Annotated in this window: 13 protein-coding genes, 2 tRNA genes and 1 pseudogene; 11 read left to right on the top strand and 5 right to left on the bottom strand. The window is 54.5% G+C overall.

What is annotated here, in order from left to right; genetic code table 11:
• Positions 1-93: 93 nt before the first annotated feature.
• The gene (locus tag E308F_RS09450) at positions 94-660 is read left to right on the top strand and encodes a glycerol-3-phosphate acyltransferase (protein WP_141264680.1); all 567 of its coding nucleotides are present in this window, start codon (positions 94-96) and stop codon (positions 658-660) included.
• Positions 661-740: 80 nt separating this feature from the next.
• Here E308F_RS09450 and E308F_RS09445 read toward each other — a convergent pair whose 3' ends face one another.
• Positions 741-1,013, bottom strand: coding sequence for an acylphosphatase (locus E308F_RS09445; RefSeq protein WP_253260464.1), 273 nt, complete (start codon positions 1,011-1,013; stop codon positions 741-743).
• A 125-nt stretch (positions 1,014-1,138) separates the two neighbouring features.
• On the bottom strand, positions 1,139-2,344 hold the full coding sequence (locus tag E308F_RS09440; protein ID WP_141264678.1) for an amidohydrolase family protein: 1,206 nt from the start codon (positions 2,342-2,344) through the stop codon (positions 1,139-1,141).
• 237 nt (positions 2,345-2,581) lie between these two features.
• Here E308F_RS09440 and E308F_RS09435 point away from each other — a divergent pair, with 237 nt between their 5' ends.
• The 5 genes from E308F_RS09435 to E308F_RS09415 all read left to right on the top strand — a co-directional run bounded on the left by E308F_RS09435 (position 2,582) and on the right by E308F_RS09415 (position 8,006).
• Positions 2,582-3,673: an iron-containing alcohol dehydrogenase family protein gene (locus E308F_RS09435; protein WP_141264677.1), complete on the top strand. Its 1,092-nt coding sequence runs from the start codon at positions 2,582-2,584 to the stop codon at positions 3,671-3,673.
• 59 nt (positions 3,674-3,732) lie between these two features.
• On the top strand, positions 3,733-4,776 hold the full coding sequence (locus E308F_RS09430) for an ABC transporter substrate-binding protein (RefSeq protein ID WP_141264676.1): 1,044 nt from the start codon (positions 3,733-3,735) through the stop codon (positions 4,774-4,776).
• Positions 4,777-4,800: 24 nt separating this feature from the next.
• A complete protein-coding gene (locus tag E308F_RS09425) occupies positions 4,801-5,589 on the top strand; it encodes an ABC transporter permease (protein WP_141264675.1) in 789 nt (262 codons plus the stop codon).
• 2 nt (positions 5,590-5,591) lie between these two features.
• The gene (locus E308F_RS09420; RefSeq protein ID WP_141264674.1) at positions 5,592-6,416 is read left to right on the top strand and encodes an ABC transporter ATP-binding protein; all 825 of its coding nucleotides are present in this window, start codon (positions 5,592-5,594) and stop codon (positions 6,414-6,416) included.
• Positions 6,417-6,488: 72 nt separating this feature from the next.
• Complete coding sequence (locus E308F_RS09415; protein ID WP_141264673.1) at positions 6,489-8,006, top strand: site-specific DNA-methyltransferase; 1,518 nt, start codon at positions 6,489-6,491, stop codon at positions 8,004-8,006.
• Positions 8,007-8,051: 45 nt separating this feature from the next.
• Here the strand turns inward: E308F_RS09415 and E308F_RS09410 are convergent.
• From E308F_RS09410 to E308F_RS09400, 3 genes are all read right to left on the bottom strand, one after another.
• A tRNA-Thr gene (locus E308F_RS09410) sits at positions 8,052-8,127 on the bottom strand.
• 8 nt (positions 8,128-8,135) lie between these two features.
• Positions 8,136-8,213: transfer RNA gene (locus E308F_RS09405), tRNA-Pro, on the bottom strand.
• A gap of 44 nt (positions 8,214-8,257) precedes the next feature.
• On the bottom strand, positions 8,258-9,685 hold the full coding sequence (locus tag E308F_RS09400) for an MFS transporter (protein ID WP_253260438.1): 1,428 nt from the start codon (positions 9,683-9,685) through the stop codon (positions 8,258-8,260).
• 140 nt (positions 9,686-9,825) lie between these two features.
• Here E308F_RS09400 and E308F_RS16915 point away from each other — a divergent pair, with 140 nt between their 5' ends.
• The 5 genes and pseudogenes from E308F_RS16915 (at position 9,826) to acsC (ending at position 16,977) form a co-directional block, all read left to right on the top strand.
• The gene (locus E308F_RS16915) at positions 9,826-9,945 is read left to right on the top strand and encodes an RCKP-type rubredoxin-like domain-containing protein (RefSeq protein ID WP_373995608.1); all 120 of its coding nucleotides are present in this window, start codon (positions 9,826-9,828) and stop codon (positions 9,943-9,945) included.
• Positions 9,946-10,474: 529 nt separating this feature from the next.
• Positions 10,475-11,221 (top strand): P-loop NTPase, encoded by a 747-nt coding sequence (locus tag E308F_RS09395; RefSeq protein ID WP_141264672.1) that lies wholly within the window; start codon positions 10,475-10,477, stop codon positions 11,219-11,221.
• 87 nt (positions 11,222-11,308) lie between these two features.
• A pseudogene (gene cooS, locus E308F_RS09390) lies at positions 11,309-13,332 on the top strand (anaerobic carbon-monoxide dehydrogenase catalytic subunit).
• Positions 13,333-13,348: 16 nt separating this feature from the next.
• Positions 13,349-15,538: an acetyl-CoA decarbonylase/synthase complex subunit alpha/beta gene (acsB, locus tag E308F_RS09385; protein ID WP_141264671.1), complete on the top strand. Its 2,190-nt coding sequence runs from the start codon at positions 13,349-13,351 to the stop codon at positions 15,536-15,538.
• A gap of 98 nt (positions 15,539-15,636) precedes the next feature.
• Complete coding sequence (gene acsC, locus E308F_RS09380) at positions 15,637-16,977, top strand: acetyl-CoA decarbonylase/synthase complex subunit gamma (RefSeq protein WP_141264670.1); 1,341 nt, start codon at positions 15,637-15,639, stop codon at positions 16,975-16,977.
• Positions 16,978-17,002 lie beyond the last annotated feature (25 nt).

Here is a 17,002-nt window from a genome sequence, read left to right as displayed (position 1 = left end):
GGCAAGGGTGTCCATCATGAGTTAGGATCCGGTGGAAACTGGCAGTAGAGTCACAACCTAATGAACAAGATCTCCATACGAGGGGGATAAGATTTGTTGCCCTTGTCGCCGGTTTTGGCAGGCACTATACTAGCCTACCTGGGCGGTTCCCTGGCCGGGGGGCATATTGCCGCCCGCCTTTGGCACCGGGTGGATGTGCGTCGGGTGGGCAGCGGTAACGCTGGTACCATGAACGTCCTCCGCAACCTGGGCTTGAAGGCAGGAATAGCTACTTTCCTCTGGGATACGGCCAAAGGTTACCTGCTGGCGGTCCTGGGGTGGAAGTGGGGTGGAATCGAACTTGCCGTCCTGATGTCTTTGGCAGCCGTGGCCGGGCACAACTGGCCCCTCTACTGGCAATTTCAAGGTGGAAAGGGCCTGGCCACCAGCCTGGGGGTGGCCCTGGCCATTTATCCGCCGGTAGTCCCGCCGGCGGCCATTACCCTTGGCGTGCTGGTATTCCTGACCCGCAACAGCGACCTGGCGACCGTCATTACTTTCAGCGGCCTGCCTTTTTATTTCTGGCTGCGCGAAGGACCAGGCTGGTATTTTATTCTCGGCCTGGGCCTGGCGGTGATTGCCTGGCTGCGCCACATACCTTTATTCATGAGAAGGACATAGGCGCTTATCGGTTGTATTTGCCATCAAGGAGAAGAAGTAATTTGGCCTCCTAAGTAATCATGAGCTATATTAAATTCTGTTCATATTGACCCCCGGATCCTGAAGGTGTTTTCACCTTGAGGTTTTTCATACTGGATCTTAAGTTCCTGAACATCTGCCATGGCCGGCCCATGGCGGCAGTAGTCCAGGAATTCTTTCACCCTCTCAGCCGGTCCTTCAACTACCCCTTCAACGCTGCCGTTATAGCGATTGCGCACCCAGCCGTTAAGTTGCAAAGCCGCAGCCTGCCGCAGGACAAAATAACGAAAACCCACCCCCTGGACCAGGCCCTTCACCCAGAAGTGCGCCCGCACAATGGACAAAGCCAAGACCTCCCTGGCAAAAATCTTATTAATTAAAGATAGCATAGGCCCTGGAAAAGAACAACTGATAGTTGGGCGGAAAGGTTCCCCTGTTAAGAAGGTGCGGTGGCAAAAGGTTAGAAGTCAATAAAAACCATTTCCGGTTGAGCAAGGACCTTTAAATCCTCCAGGGGGTTACCCCGGACGGCAATCAGGCAGGGTCGGTAGCCTGGTTTTACCTGCCCCAGTTCCCCGCCCAGGCCCAGGGCGGCCGCAGCTGTAACCGTAGCCGCCCGCAGCACAGCCGCCGCCGGGACGCCGGCCTGGTGCCAGTACAGCAGTTCGTCCACATAAGATTCCCCGTGGTAGACACCGGGTGCGCCGGCATCGGTGCCTACGACCAGCTTCACTCCGAGCTGGTAAGCTCTAGCAATCATCTGCTGCTGAGATTCCCGGGTCCGCTGTATAATTTCCTTTTCCCTCTCCGGGTAGAACTTTTTCACGGTGGTAGAAAGCCGGTTGGCTATAGCGGCGACAGTCGGTACCCAGTATGTACCCCTGGCCGCCATGGTTTCCAGTTGGGCCGTTGTAAGAAAATAGCCGTGTTCAATACTGTCCACCCCGGCGGCCAGGGCCAGGTCCACGCCGGGGGCCGAGTTGACATGGGCCATCACCGGCCGCCCGGACGCGTGGGCTTCCTTCACGGCAGTAACCAGTTCGGCTGCGTCAAATTCCAGGCTGCCCACCTCTCCGTAACGACGGAAGGTAACCAGGCCTGACACCACAACTTTTACCTGGTCGACGTCGCGGTTTACCAGGCCGGCAATCAGCTCCCTAATGGAGGCCGGATCGGTGATGCCGGGACCAAGAAAAGAACCGTATTTTCCTTTTTTCGTAACGGCCATCCCGGTGGCCACCACCCGGGGACCCGGGTATTTGCCTGTCCGGACCCATTCCCGCGCCTGGAGGTTGAGACACTCCCGGTCGCCGCCGTCCCTTATAGCTACCAATCCATGCTCCAGGGATGCCCGCAGGGCCCGGGCCAGGGCGGATTCCCGGGCCGGCGGGTCCTGCCAGCGGGCCAGTGAGGCCTGAAAATCGATGCCGTCCAGGGCTAGATGGACGTGGGCATCGATCAAACCGGGTAAAACCATCAGTCCGGGAAGGTTGAGCTGCCGGACATTTTTTTCTGTAACGGCCATTTCCTGTGATTGTACAGCGGCGATACGGCCCCGGCGGATGCTGATAACTACATGCTGCCGGCATTCCTCACTCTGACCGTCCCACAGGCTGCCGGCCAGAAGGTCCAGGTCTGTCTCCGGGTTAATGTAGACGAGCTTCATAGACCTCCCCCCAAACAATAACTATCCTACACCTTTAGAAGGATAGGAAGCAAGGCCGTCACCGATAAACCTGGGGAGGCAATTTGCATCCCCCAAATACCGGTGCTTACCTGCCAGCAGGATTCTCGTTTTTAACGGCGAATATTATTTTTTCATGGTAAAGTGATAGAGAGGCAGAGTAGAGAAATCATTGATTGAGGAGCCGTCATTGGCGACAAAATCAACAGGAGGAACAGGATGCTCGCAAGGATTATAGCCCCCGGGAGCTACCGCCGGGGTGCCGGTGTGATCAGGGCGTCCGGGCGGGCCTTGAGGAGCCTGGGCGCCAGGGCCTGCCTGGTAGGAGGCCACCGGGCCCTGGCGGCGGCAGCCCCGGCCCTGCGGGAGGCCATGGCTTCTGCCGGGGTGGAGCCGGTGGGTCAGGTGTGGTACGGGGGTGAATGCTGCCCGGAGAATATAGCCATGGTAGCGGCTGCAATTAAGGAAAAGGGCGCCGACTTCCTGGTGGGGGTTGGCGGCGGCAAAGCCCTGGATACCGCCAAGGGGGCTGCCTGGCAGGCAGGGGTGCCCCTGGTAACGGTACCCACTATCGCCGCTACGTGCGCCGCCTTTACATCTATCGCTATTATCTATGACCAGGAAGGGCACTTCCTGGCCATATCCCATGAAGCCGCAAACCCTTCCCTGGTCCTGGTAGACAGCCAGATAATCGCCGCTGCCCCCTGGCGCTATCTGACCGCCGGTATGGGGGACACCCTGGCCAAATATATCGAGCTCCGGGCTACCAGCACAGCAGTCTCCCCTCACCTGGCCCTGGAAGGAGCCCTGGGTTTAGCCCGCCTCTGCTATGACAGCATCCTGGCCGCCGGTCCGGGCGCCAGAGCGGCGGTAGAAAATCAAGTGGTCACCCCTGACCTGGAAAGGGTAATCGACGCTGTGATCCTCATCAGTGGTTTGGTCAGCGGCCTGGGCGGCGACGATGGGCGAACAGCCGGTGCCCACGGTATTTATGAAGGATTAACTGCCTCACCCCTGACGCGGGGTTGCTGCCATGGGGAACTGGTAGCCTTCGGCAACCTGGTCCAGCTGTTCCTGGAAGGGAGGGAAACCAAAGCCATCAAACACCTGGCCGCATTTAATCGTCAGGTCGGACTGCCGATAACCCTGGCAGAGGTGGGGTTATCTCCAGAGGATGAGCCTTCCTTGGACCTGATCAGCCGGGCAGCAGCGGAGAGCCCTGATATGGCCAATATGCCCTTTCCAGTAACGGCAGCTATGATCAAGGAAGCCCTCCTGGCAGCTGACCGCCTGGGGCAGGAGCTAGCCTGAGGCGAGTGAGGAAAGAAGTACAATTTAGTCGTAGAGAGTTATTTATAAGGAGGCCTATCATGAAAAATAAGTTCAGCAGAATCATTATCCTATTCCTGGTAGTTGCTTTGACCGGCCTGTTGTTAGCCGGATGTGGAGGCGGCAGCAAGCAGCAGGCTACTGATAAGCAGGCTGCCAGCGGCGGGGAGGAGCAACAGCTTACTACAGTCAAGCTCACCATGACCACCTGGTCGGGCTATGGACCCCTTTTTCTGGCCCGGGATAAAGGCTTCTTCAAGAAACATGGCCTGGACGTACAGCTTATTGTCATCCAGGGTCTGGGCGAACGCAAGCAGGCCCTGGCCGGTAAGCAGGTGGACGGCATTGCTACCACTCTGGATATCGTGACCCAGATTGTAGACGCTGGTATCCCCCTGAAACAGATCTGGGCGCTGGATGATTCCTACGGCGGCGACGGCATCCTCGCCAAACCGGAGATCAAGACTATAAAAGAGCTCAAAGGTAAAAATGTGGCTTATGATTTTGGCACCGCCAGCCATATCCTGCTGCTGGCCATCCTGGCTAAAAACGGTATGACGGAAAAGGACATCAACCATATCCAGATGTCCGCCAGCGACGCCGGCGCGACCTTCGTAGCCGGTAAAGTGGATGCCGCCGTCACCTGGGAACCATGGCTTAGCAAGGCCGTCAAGGAAAATAAAGGCAATCTCCTGGCAACCTCCAAAGAGACCCCTGGCCTGATTATGGATACAGTCGCCCTGCGGAGCGATTGGGCCGATAAACATCCCGAAGCGCTTCAGGCCATGGTTGATGCCCTGGCTGAAGCTATGCAGTACTGGGAAAACAATAAGGCGGAGGCCAACGCCATTATGGCCAAGGGGCTGGGAATTAAACAGGAAGAGTTTGAAAACAATCTGGAAACCCTGCGCCTCTTCAATCTGGCCCAGAATAAGGAAATGTTCGGTACAGCCGACAAACCGGGAACCCTCTATACCTCCCTGCAGCAGGCCATCGATTTCGGGTTTAACAACAAGATAATTAAATCGAAACCTGATGCTAAAGCCATGCTCGACCCAACCTTCGTCAACAAAGCCAAAATTTGAAACCAGAGATACGGTGTTGTTTAAATGCGCAAGTATCTTAAACTTAACACTCCCATTCCGGCAAAACTATATTTCAGCCTGAGCGTAGCTGCCTTTGCCCTCCTCCTGTTATTCTGGCAGCTGGGAGTAACGGTGGGGCAGCTACCGCCTTCCCATCTGCCGCCGCCCGGTGCTGTAGCCAGGGCGGCCGTCGACCTGGCGGCCAACGGTTTAATTAGCGATATTGGCATCAGCTTTTTCCGGGTTACTACCGGATTTCTCCTGGCTGCGGCTGTCGGCGTCCCCCTGGGGATACTTATGGGTAGCCTAAAGGTAGCCGAGGCTTTTTTTGAACCCTTGCTGGCCTTTTTTCGTTATATGCCGGCTTCGGCCTTTATCCCTCTTACCATAATCTGGTTGAGCATTTTTGAAGCCCAGAAGATAGGTGTAGTCTTTATAGGGATATTTTTCCAACTTGTCCTGATGATTATGGATGTCACCCAAAACGTTCCCCAGGACCTGATTGATACCGCCTATACCCTGGGGGCGCGCCCGCTGGAGGTCTTCCGGCGGGTCTTATTGCCGGCAGCTCTGCCGGGGATAATGGATACCCTGCGGGTCACCCTGGGGTGGGCCTGGACCTATGTCATCGTCGCCGAGCTGGTGGCGGCCAATTCCGGCCTGGGTTTCCTCATTATGAATGCCGGCCGGCAGCTGAGTACCCCTGATATGTTCGTGGGCATTTTAACCATTGGCGTCCTGGGGATTATCTGCGATATGGCATTTAAGGCCCTCAATCGCCTTTTATTCCCCTGGATGGAGAGGGAGGTATAACCATGGCACTGGCCGCAGCACCCGGGATATCCGGAAACAAGCTAACTGTTGTCAACCTGACCAGGGAATTTAACTTTAAGCGCCAGAAGATTACCGCTCTGGAAGGCATATCGTTGGAGGTAAAGGAAGGAGAGTTCGTTACCATCCTGGGGCCTTCGGGATGCGGCAAATCCACCCTGCTCCGCATTATTGCCGGCCTGGCAGAAGCCAGCAGCGGCCAGGTATATAAAGACGGACGTTTGATCCAGGGACCGGGGCCGGACCGGGGCATGGTCTTCCAGAGCTATACCCTCTTCCCCTGGCTGACGGTACGCCAGAATATCGAGTTTGGCCTTACCCTGAAGGGGATAGAAGCTGACCGGCGCCGGGAAATTGTCGATCACTACCTGGATATAATCGGCCTGGCGGCCTTTGCCGATGCCTTTCCCAAAAGCCTCTCCGGCGGTATGAAACAGCGGGTGGCCATTGCCCGGGCACTGGCCAACGATCCTGATATCCTCCTTATGGACGAACCTTTCGGCGCTCTGGACGCCCAGACCCGCCTGGTCATGCAGGAACTGCTTCTCAAGGTCTGGGAAGAAACCAGGAAGACCATCCTTTTTGTTACCCATGACGTGGAAGAAGCTATCTTTTTAGGGGATACTGTTTATGTCATGACGGCCCGTCCGGGCCGCCTCAAGGCGCGCATCCCCGTTCCCCTTTCCCGGCCCCGGACAATTGAAATCAAAAATTCCCGGGTTTTCCTGGAACTCAAGACCCGCATCCTGGAGCAGATCCGGGAAGAGAGCCTGAAAGCAGCTAGCATGATGCCGGCCGGGTGCGGTTAAAAAGTCACGGTGAGGGATTTACTCTTGTGAGCCACTCTGGTACAAAGCCAAAATATAAGGTTGGAGGTCACCATGGCTAACAGGCGCCTGCCCCAACAAAGTTCTGCCCGGCTGGTCTGGGAGACAAAACCGGCGGGGGAACCACGGGCGGGTGAATTTATTTTCCAGGCGCAAGAACTGGTCATACCGCAATCAGGCCGGGAAAACGTGCCTCAACAAAAAATCGCCGCAGGAAATCCAGTTATCAACCGCCTAATTTACGGTGACAACCTCCAGGCCATGCTCGCCCTCCTGGCCGGGGGGTATGAGGGTAAAATCAACTTGATCTACATCGACCCTCCTTTTTTCAGCCAGGCCAATTACAGTCACCGGGTTCCCATTGCCGGTGCGGCAACCGGTCAGGAGGTCCCGGTTATCGAACGCCCGGCCTACCAGGATACCTGGGCCGGAGGCTTGGATGCCTACCTGGATATGCTCTACCCCCGCCTCCAGCTCATGAAAAAGCTGCTGGCACCGGACGGCAGTATCTATGTCCACCTGGATGCCAGCATCAGTCATTATATAAAGGTAATTATGGATGAGATCTTTGGCCCGGACGCCTTCCAGCGGGAGATTATCTGGCGGATTGGTTGGATTTCGGGCTACAAGAGCGCTGTACGCAACTGGGTCCGCAACCATGACACGCTGCTTTTCTATGTCAAAAACCCGGGAAAGTTTACTTTTAACAAAGAATACCTACCCTACCCTCCTGATTACCGGCGCCGCGGCAACCAGCAAACGACGGGGAAAGGCTACCCTATGGAAGATGTATGGAACGCTAATCCCTTAGAATTTCAACTGAAAGGGGAAGAGAGCCTGGATTCTATCCAGATAAAGAGTTTCTCCCGAGAAAAGACCGGCTTTGCCACCCAGAAAAATAAAAGCCTCCTCCGGCGTATCATCAAGGCTTCCTCCAACCCGGGGGATCTGGTAGCTGATTTTTTTTGCGGTTCCGGTACCACCCTGGTAGTGGCTGAAAAGTTGGGCCGGCGTTGGCTGGGCTGCGAACTGGGCCAGGTGGGAATCCAAGTTACGCGCAAGCGCCTGGTGGCGGAAGGGGCCGGTCCTTTTCTTATCGAAACAATCAGGTCCAACCGGGTCGAAAGCAAACTGCCGCGATGCGTGACCCATACCAGAACTGCAGGCGTAACTGCATCAGACAGCAGACCCCAGCTGAGCTTAAGGAAACCCGCGGTAACCAGACTGGCCAGTGGTCAGGTACAGATAACAGTAGGCCTGAAGGCTTATGCCCTGCCCGGCCTCCAGGATAACCACGCATATATTAAAAAGGGCGAGTGGGAGACTTTATTGGCTAAAGCTAGAGAAAACTTTGCTCTCCTTATCGATTACTGGGCCGTGGACTGGAATTACGACGGTCAAATTTTTAAAAGCCAGTGGCAGGCCTGGAGAGATTACGGCAAGGATGAACAAAACCTGCCTGTACAGGCTACGGCCATCCTGGAACCTGAACTTCCAAGGACCATTGCCGTGCAAGTAATTGATGTCTTCGGAAATGAGGTTATTGCTACTGCGACAGTAACCCAAGCATAAACAAACAGAAAGCCTCCGGGTAAACTCCGGAGGCATTACAATTTCTGGAGCCAACGAGGGGATTCGAACCCCTGACCTACTGATTACAAGTCAGTTGCTCTACCGGCTGAGCTACGTTGGCATAAAAGCTGGTCGGGATGACAGGATTTGAACCTGCGACCCCCTGCTCCCAAAGCAGGTGCTCTAGCCAAACTGAGCTACATCCCGTCAGCATTCATATTTTAACATGCTTGTGACCGGCAGGCAATACCTTAGCACTCCCTTGAGGGCAAATTATCGCTCCTTACCAGGGAGGCCAGAGCACCGGCGGCAGACAGGCATGCCCCAACAATGAAGGCCGTCTTTAGCCCGGCCATAAAAGCCTGGGTGGTCCCGGCGGGTCCCAGGACAGCCAATTTGGCCGCCCGTTGCCAGGTAAAGACGCCGCTGCTAACGGCTATCCCCAGCACCATACCAACATTGCGGACCGTAGCCAGGACGCCAGAGCCAATCCCCAGCCGATGGCGGGGGACACTGCCCATTACAGCGCTATTATTGGGGGATTGGAAGATACCAGTACCCAAACCAAAAAGGCATAAGCGCCAGATAATATCCAGGGCCTGGGAAGTAACTTTAAGACCGGCCATCAGAAAGAGGGTCATACTGACGATAGACTGCCCTGTAAAGGCCAACCTGCGCGTTCCCACGCGGTCCGATAAGGCCCCGCTAACAGGCGCAATTAAAAGAGTCACCAGGGGAGAAGCCGTTAAAATTAAACCAGCCTGCCCGGGACTGTAGTTCAATACTTGCTGCAAGTAAAAGGGAATTAAAAAAATAACTGCATACTGGGACATAAAATTCATTAGGGCCGCAAAGTTGGCAGCTGTAAACACCTTATTATGAAACAGGGTTAAATCCAGCATGGGTTGTTCAACTCGCCTCTCCCAGCGGATAAAGGCCCAGGTACCCGCTAAAAATACCAAACCCAGCAATAAGGTGACCGGTGATGTCCAGCCCCATTCTTCACCATAGCTACCGGCCAGCAGGAAAGCGCTCAAAGAGGAAAAACCAAGGGCCGCACCGGTTAAATCAAACCGCTGCGGCTGCAAATCTTTCGTGGCAGGTACTACCTGTCGGCATAAGATATAACTGAGGATACCAATGGGAATGTTAATAGTAAAAATGGCCTGCCACCCGGCTACCGTTACTAGCAAACCGCCCAGGGTTGGTCCCACGGCCAGGCCGGTGGCAATAATCATGCCGTTGGTCCCCAGGGCGCGCCCGCGTTCGTAAGGAGGGAAAACTGAGGTTATAATGGCCGGGCCCATGGCCATGAACATCCCGGCACCAATGGCCTGGATGGCGCGGAAGGCAATCAAGACCCAGATATTGGGGGCTAGGGCGCAAATTCCGGAAGCTACTGTAAAAATGGCAATCCCCATTAAAAGCACCCGGCGAAAACCGTACATATCCCCAAGGCGGCCGTAGGTCAAAATCAAACTTCCCAAAACTAAAAGATAGGCCATGGCCACCCAGCCTACCGTATTTAAATCGGCATTAAACACCCTGCTAATAGTTGGCAGGGCGACATTTACTACGCTGCCATCAATAGGCCCCATTATGCCGGCGGTCATGACAGCAAAAAGGATAAGCCAGCGTCGGGGGTGGGGAGCAAAAAGGGTATTATTTTGGGGGGGCAAAGCAAGAGCCTCCTTGATTACATATATTCATATTTTTTCACAACCGGTGTATCAAGTCAAGGTAACTTAAACCTTGACAGGAAGCCCCGGATAGCTTATACTCATATCAGTTACTATTATTAGAAAGGCAGGTACAAGCCATGGCAGTCTGGCAATGCACCCAGTGCGGTTATGAAAAGGATGCCCGTTGCAAACCCCGCAAGTGCCCCGAATGTGGTGCCAAAGATTCCTTTACCAAAAAAGATGCCACTACCCCTTAAGCTCCTTTAAGGAGCTTTTTTATTACCCCACCAAATATAACCCGGACAGAATATAGTACAATAATCCGGAAGGAATAAGCTGGCACTCATCGTTAAGTTTTTTACTGGCCTGGGTGTTATATCTTGAAAACCGCAGACCCTTCTCCAGGAAATTTTTAGTAGGGAAATTAACTGCTTGCGTAAAGAATTGTTATTGCCTCAAACTATTGACACAAATAAGTTCTGCCGTTATGATTTAGTCAATATGTAATGGCAGGCTTTATATTGTGAGCGCATTCTTAATTGACAAAAATTATTCCATTTTTGCGCTAAATAGTCTATAATATTGGCCAAGTGGATAAAACATAGGATTGAAAGGAAAAAGGACAGTTAAAAAAAGTTGAATGATTTGTTGACCGGGTAGAGAAGAGAGCAAAAATTAACAACTAGTTAAAGGAAAAGATGGCAGGAAAAACGGACTTTGTGTAGAAGTTCACTAATATAACCGGAAAAATGTATGTTCACTTTTTTGAACAAAGGAGGTGTTCGAGTGAAGCTGGCCATTTCCGGGAAAGGTGGCGTCGGCAAAACCACCATCGCTGCCGGTTTAATTACGCATTTTGCCCGGCAGGGTTACCAGGTATATGCCGTCGATGCCGATCCCGATACCAGCCTGGGGATGGTCCTGGGACTTCCCGGAGAAAGGCTCGGTTCTCTTAAACCCGTTGTGGAGATGCGAGAGCTAATTGCCGAATATACCGGCGGTAGCGGTGCCTTCTTTTCTTTAAACCCGGAAGTAGATAGCCTGCTGCAGGATTACACCATTAGAAGCAATAATATTCTTTTTTTAAAAATGGGAGCCATCAAACCTGGGGGGTCAACCTGCTATTGCCGGGAAAATGCTGTCTTAAATGCCATGGTTAATTCCCTCATCCTAAAACGCCGGGAAATGGTGGTCCTGGATATGGGGGCGGGCATTGAGCACCTGACCCGGGGTACGGCCCGGGGGGTAGATCTGATGCTGATTGTTACCGAGCCCACCCTGGTCAGCATCCGGACCGCCCTGGTCGTCCAAAAACTGGCCGCAGAACTTGGTATTGAGCAAATAAAGTTTGTGGGCAACAAATTGCGTCAACCCAGGGATAAGGAATTTATCCTCAGCCACCTGCCGCCGGACGATGTCATCGGCCTGATACCCTTCCAAGCAGAAATTTTAGATCAAGCTGCTGGTTTTACCGGTGAGCAGTCTTTTACCGCAGCAGGTATTGCTGAGCTGGCTACCAGGTTGCTTAACTAACTGGATGTTGCCAGGGCATATGCAGGAGAACCGGAGTTCTCCGGAGAGATATTGTAAAAATGGAATAAAGCCAAGGAGGTAAGTAATATGCCCAGGTTCCGCGATCTCACCCACACTTCCAGGCCTTCAGGGGCCCCGCGGGTTATGGAACCCAAAAGCAGGGACCGCACGGTCGATCCGGCGGCCCTGGAAATGCTGGCTAAAAGCAGGGACGACAAGGTAATAACCGCCTTTGATCGCTTTGTTGCCCAGCAGCCCCAGTGTAAAATCGGGTATGAAGGTATTTGCTGCCGTTTTTGCCTGGCTGGCCCCTGCCGCATCAAGGCCGCCGATGGTCCCGGGAGCCGCGGCATTTGCGGCGCTTCAGCCTGGACCATCGTTGCCCGTAACGTCGGTTTAATGCTCCTTACGGGTTCCGCCGCCCACAGCGAGCACGGCAATCATATTGCCCATGCCCTGGTAGAAATGGCCAAAGGCAAAGCGCCGGACTATACCGTCAAGGATGAAGCCAAGTTAAGGGAAGTCTGCCGGCGCGTGGGTATCGAAGTAGAAGGCAAAAGCGTGATGGAACTGGCCCTGGAAGTAGGGGAAAAAGCCCTGGAAGACTTCCGCCGCCTGAAGGGCGAGGGTGAGGCCACCTGGCTGATGACAACTATAACTGAAGGCCGCCGGGAAAAATTCCGCACTCATAACGTTGTCCCTACGGTATCCATGCCTCTATTTCCGAACTGGTCAACCAGGCGCATATGGGTATGGATAACGACCCCGTGAACCTGGTCTTCAGTGCTATCCGCGTCGCCCTGGCCGATTATACCGGTGAACATATTGCCACTGATTTTTCCGATATCCTTTTCGGCACCCCCCAGCCGGTGGTCAGCGAAGCCAACATGGGCGTCCTGGACCCGGATCAGGTTAACTTTGTCCTCCACGGCCATAACCCCTTACTTAGTGAAATTATCGTCCAGGCCGCCCGGGAATTGGAAGGGGAGGTCAGGGCTGCCGGTGCCAAGGGTATCAACCTGGTGGGCATTTGCTGCACCGGCAATGAAGTCCTGATGCGCCAGGGTATACCTTTGGTCACCTCCTTCGCGTCCCAGGAACTGGCAATCTGCACCGGTGCCATCGACGCCATGTGCGTCGACGTCCAGTGCATTATGCCTTCCATTAGCGCCGTGGCTGAATGTTATCATACACGGATCATTACCACTGCCGACAACGTCAAGATCCCGGGCGCCTATCACCTCGACTACCAGACGACTACGGCTCTGGATAATGCCAAAACCGCTGTCCGCATGGCCATTGAAGCCTTCAAAGAGCGCAAAGAAAGCAACCGGCCGGTTTTTATCCCTCAAATCAAAAACAGGGTGGTCGCCGGCTGGAGCCTAGAGGCCCTGAAGCAGCTTTTGGCTACCCAAGATGCTGAAAATCCCATCCGCGTGCTCAATAAAGCCATCCTTGACGGCGAGCTGGCCGGGGTGGCGCTTATCTGCGGTTGTAATAACCTGAAAGGGTTCCAGGATAACTCGCACCTGGTAGTTATGAAAGAGTTATTGAAGAATAACGTCTTTGTCATCGCTACCGGGTGTTCGGCCCAGGGAGCGGCCAAAGCCGGTTTAATGGACCCGGCCAATGTAGAAACCTATTGTGGCGATGGCCTAAGAGCTTTCCTCAACCGCCTCAGCCAAGGAGCCAATATTGAAATCGGCCTGCCGCCTGTTTTCCACATGGGTTCCTGCGTGGATAACTCCCGGGCCGCCGACCTCTTAATGGCCATGGCCAACGACCTTGGCGTCGATACGCCGAAAGTTCCTTTCGTAGCCTCGGCCCCGGAAGCCATGAGCGGCAAAGCGGTAGCCATCGGCACCTGGTGGGTATCCCTGGGTGTACCGACTCACGTCGGTACCATGCCGCCGGTGGAAGGCAGCGACCTGATCTACAGTATCCTCACCCAGATTGCCAGCGACGTTTACGGCGGTTACTTTATGTTTGAAATGGATCCCCACGTAGCTGCCCGGAAGATCCTCGACGCCCTGGAATATCGCACCTGGAAGCTGGGCGTGCACAAAAATGTTGCTGAGCGTTATGAAACCAAACTCTGCCAGGGTTACTAAAAGGGGGGGTCAGGCCATGACTGATTTCGACAAGATCTTTGAAGGTGCCATTCCCGAAGGCAAAGAACCTGTAGCCCTTTTCCGCGAAGTTTATCACGGCGCCATTACAGCCACCAGCTATGCGGAAATCCTTTTAAACCAGGCCATCCGGACCTACGGTCCCGACCATCCCGTCGGTTATCCGGATACCGCCTATTATTTACCGGTTATTCGTTGCTACAGCGGGGAAGAAGTAAAGAAACTCGGCGACTTGCCGCCCATCCTCAACCGCAAGCGGGCGCAAATAAGCCCGGTGCTTAATTTTGAAAATGCCCGCCTGGCGGGAGAAGCCACCTGGTACGCGGCTGAAATCATCGAAGCCCTGCGTTATCTTAAATATAAACCGGAAGATCCGCTCTTGCCCGAGCCCTGGACCGGCTTTATCGGCGACCCGGTCGTCCGCCGTTTTGGTATTAAAATGGTAGACTGGACCATTCCCGGAGAAGCCATTATCATGGGCCGGGCCAGGGATTCCAAAGCTCTGGCGAAGATCGTCAAGGACCTCATGGGTATGGGCTTTATGCTTTTCATCTGCGATGAGGCGGTAGAACAGCTGCTGGAGGAAAACGTCAAGCTGGGTATCGACTACATCGCCTACCCCTTGGGCAATTTCACCCAGATCGTCCACGCCGCCAACTACGCCCTGCGGGCCGGGATGATGTTCGGCGGCGTAACGCCGGGCCTGCGCGATGAGCAGCGCGACTACCAGCGGCGCCGCATCCGCGCTTTCGTCCTTTACCTGGGCGAACACGACATGGTCAAAACGGCCGCCGCCTTCGGGGCCATTTTCACCGGCTTCCCGGTGATTACCGACCAACCCCTGCCGGAAGACAAGCAGATTCCCGACTGGTTCTTCAGCGTCGAAGACTATGATAAAATAGTCCAGATAGCTATGGAGACCCGGGGTATCAAGCTGACCAAGATCAAGCTCGACCTGCCCATCAACTTCGGCCCGGCCTTTGAAGGGGAGAGTATCCGTAAGAACGATATGTATGTCGAAATGGGCGGCAACCGGAGCCCGGCCTTTGAACTGGTACGTACCGTTTCCGAGGCGGAGATTACCGACGGTAAGATCGAGCTTGTCGGCCCGGATATTGACCAGGTGCCGGAGGGCAGCACTTTACCCCTGGGTATCCTGGTGGATATTTACGGCCGTAAAATGCAGGCCGATTTTGAAGGGGTCCTGGAACGGAGAATCCATGACTTCATTAACTACGGTGAAGGCCTGTGGCACACCGGCCAGCGCGCCATCAACTGGCTGCGGGTGAGCAAAGATGCCGTGGCCAAAGGGTTCCGATTCAAGCACTATGGAGAAATCCTGGTGGCGAAAATGAAAGAAGAATTCCCGGCCATTGTTGACCGCGTCCAGGTAACCATCTTTACCGATGAAGCAAAAGTGAAAGAGTACCTGGCCATTGCCCGGGAGAAATATAAAGAGCGCGACGACCGTATGCGCGGTCTGACCGACGAGTCGGTGGATACTTTCTATTCCTGCGTCCTGTGCCAGTCCTTTGCCCCCAATCATGTCTGTATTGTCACCCCCGAGCGGGTAGGCCTGTGCGGCGCTGTCAGCTGGCTGGACGCCAAGGCTTCTTATGAAATCAACCATGCCGGGCCCAACCAGCCCATACCTAAACAAGGGGAGATTGATCCCGTTAAAGGCATCTGGAAGAGCGTCAACGACTACCTCTACACGGCTTCCAACCGCAACTTGGAACAGGTTTGCCTGTACACCCTTATGGAGAACCCCATGACCTCTTGCGGTTGTTTCGAGGCCATCATGGCCATTGTACCCGAATGTAATGGTATTATGATTACCACACGGGACCATCCCGGTATGACCCCTTCCGGGATGACCTTCTCCACCCTGGCCGGTATGATCGGCGGCGGCGTCCAGACCCCCGGCTTTATGGGCATCGGCCGCACCTATATTGTCAGCAAAAAATTTATTAAGGCCGACGGCGGTATCGCCCGCATTGTCTGGATGCCCAAAGCTTTGAAGGACTTCCTCCGTGAAGATCTGGTACGGCGCAGCATCGAGGAAGGCCTGGGCGAGGACTTTATCGATAAAATTGCCGATGAAACCATAGGCACCACCGTTGATGAAATCCTGCCCTACCTGGAAGAGGTGGGCCATCCGGCCCTGAGCTTGGATCCCATCATGTAGGCTCTACCCCCTGTTGCTGGTAAGGCCGGGTATATGCCTGTTCGTTGTATATACCCGGCCCGGAATATTTAAATCTTGAAGGAAAGGAGTTAACAGTTATGGCTTTAACGGGATTGGAAATTTACAAGCAGCTGCCTAAAAAGAACTGTGGCGAATGCGGTACGCCTACCTGCCTGGCCTTTGCCATGAACCTGGCTGCCGGTAAAGCCAGCCTGGACTCTTGTCCCTACGTTTCCGAAGCCGCCCGGGAGGCCCTTAATGCCGCCGCGGCCCCGCCCATTGCCAAGGTGATCCTGGGCACAGGTTCGGCAGCAGTAGAAATGGGGGATGAGACCGAACTCTTCCGCCACGATAAGCGCTTCTATCATGAAACGGCCATTGCCATCCAGGTAAGCGATAACCTCAGCACCGAAGAGTTAACGGCTAAAGTTGCTGCTATTAACGAGCTGCAGTTTGACCGGGTGGGGCAGCATTATACCATCCAGGCTATTGCCATCCGCCACGATGCTGATGACCCGGCCGCTTTTCAGGCAACAGTAGCTCGGGTTGCTGCCGCCACCTCGTTAAACCTTATTCTCATGGCTGACGATGCCGCTGTGATAAAACCTGCCCTGGCGGGAGTAGCCGACCGCAAGCCCCTGTTATATGCGGCCACTGCTGCCAATTACGAGGCCATGACTGCCCTGGCAAAAGAGTTTAATTGCCCCCTGGCGGTATACGGCAACGGCCTGGAAGAACTGGCCGGCTTAGTGGACAAAATCGTCGCCCTGGGCCACAAGCAGCTGGTCCTCGACCCCGGAGCCCGGGAAACTTCACGCGCCGTTGCCGACTTTACCCAGATCCGCCGCCTGGCCATTAAAAAACGCTTCCGCTCTTTCGGCTATCCCATTATTGCCCTGACGACGGCAAGCGATCCCCTGGCGGAAATCCTCCAGGCTACAAACTATATCAGCAAGTATGCCAGCCTGGTAGTCTTGCGTACCGCCGCCAAAGAACACCTGTTGCCCCTGCTGTCCTGGCGCCAGAATCTCTATACCGACCCGCAGGTACCTATCCGGGTAGAGGAGAAACTCAATGAAATAGGAGCCGTTAATGAAAATTCACCGGTTTATGTGACCACCAACTTCTCCCTGACCTATTACTCGGTAGAAGGAGAAATTGAAAGCACCAAGATACCCAGTTACCTGCTGTCCGTCGATACCGATGGCCTGTCCGTGCTGACGGCCTATGCCGACGGTAAGTTTGAGGCTGAAAAAATTGCCAGCGTGATGAAAAAAGTTGGTCTGGAAAATAAAGTCAAGCATCGCCGGATTATTATTCCCGGAGCAGTGGCCGTCCTGAAGGGCAAGCTGGAAGACCTGACCGGCTGGGAGGTACTGGTAGGACCCCGGGAAGCCAGCGGTATCGTGGCCTTTGCCCGGGCCAATTTAGCGTCCTAAATCATCTCTATTATTTAAGAAGGGG

Origin of the sequence: Moorella sp. E308F, assembly GCF_006538365.1 — a bacterium.
In the GTDB taxonomy this organism is placed as follows: Bacteria; Bacillota; DSM-521; order Neomoorellales; family Neomoorellaceae; genus Neomoorella.
Note: the sequence above shows the minus strand (reverse complement) of the source record. Positions and strands in the feature narration are given on the sequence as shown.

Bases quoted from the DNA above. Each gene is read 5' to 3' on its own strand.
- E308F_RS09440 (WP_141264678.1), bottom strand. From the start codon at position 2,344: ATGAAGCTCGTCTACATTAACCCGGAGACAGACCTGGACCTTCTGGCC.
- E308F_RS09435 (WP_141264677.1), top strand. From the start codon at position 2,582: ATGCTCGCAAGGATTATAGCCCCCGGGAGCTACCGCCGGGGTGCCGGT.
- E308F_RS09430 (WP_141264676.1), top strand. From the start codon at position 3,733: ATGAAAAATAAGTTCAGCAGAATCATTATCCTATTCCTGGTAGTTGCT.
- E308F_RS09425 (WP_141264675.1), top strand. From the start codon at position 4,801: ATGCGCAAGTATCTTAAACTTAACACTCCCATTCCGGCAAAACTATAT.
- E308F_RS09420 (WP_141264674.1), top strand. From the start codon at position 5,592: ATGGCACTGGCCGCAGCACCCGGGATATCCGGAAACAAGCTAACTGTT.
- E308F_RS09415 (WP_141264673.1), top strand. From the start codon at position 6,489: ATGGCTAACAGGCGCCTGCCCCAACAAAGTTCTGCCCGGCTGGTCTGG.
- E308F_RS16915 (WP_373995608.1), top strand. From the start codon at position 9,826: ATGGCAGTCTGGCAATGCACCCAGTGCGGTTATGAAAAGGATGCCCGT.
- acsB (WP_141264671.1), top strand. From the start codon at position 13,349: ATGACTGATTTCGACAAGATCTTTGAAGGTGCCATTCCCGAAGGCAAA.
- acsC (WP_141264670.1), top strand. From the start codon at position 15,637: ATGGCTTTAACGGGATTGGAAATTTACAAGCAGCTGCCTAAAAAGAAC.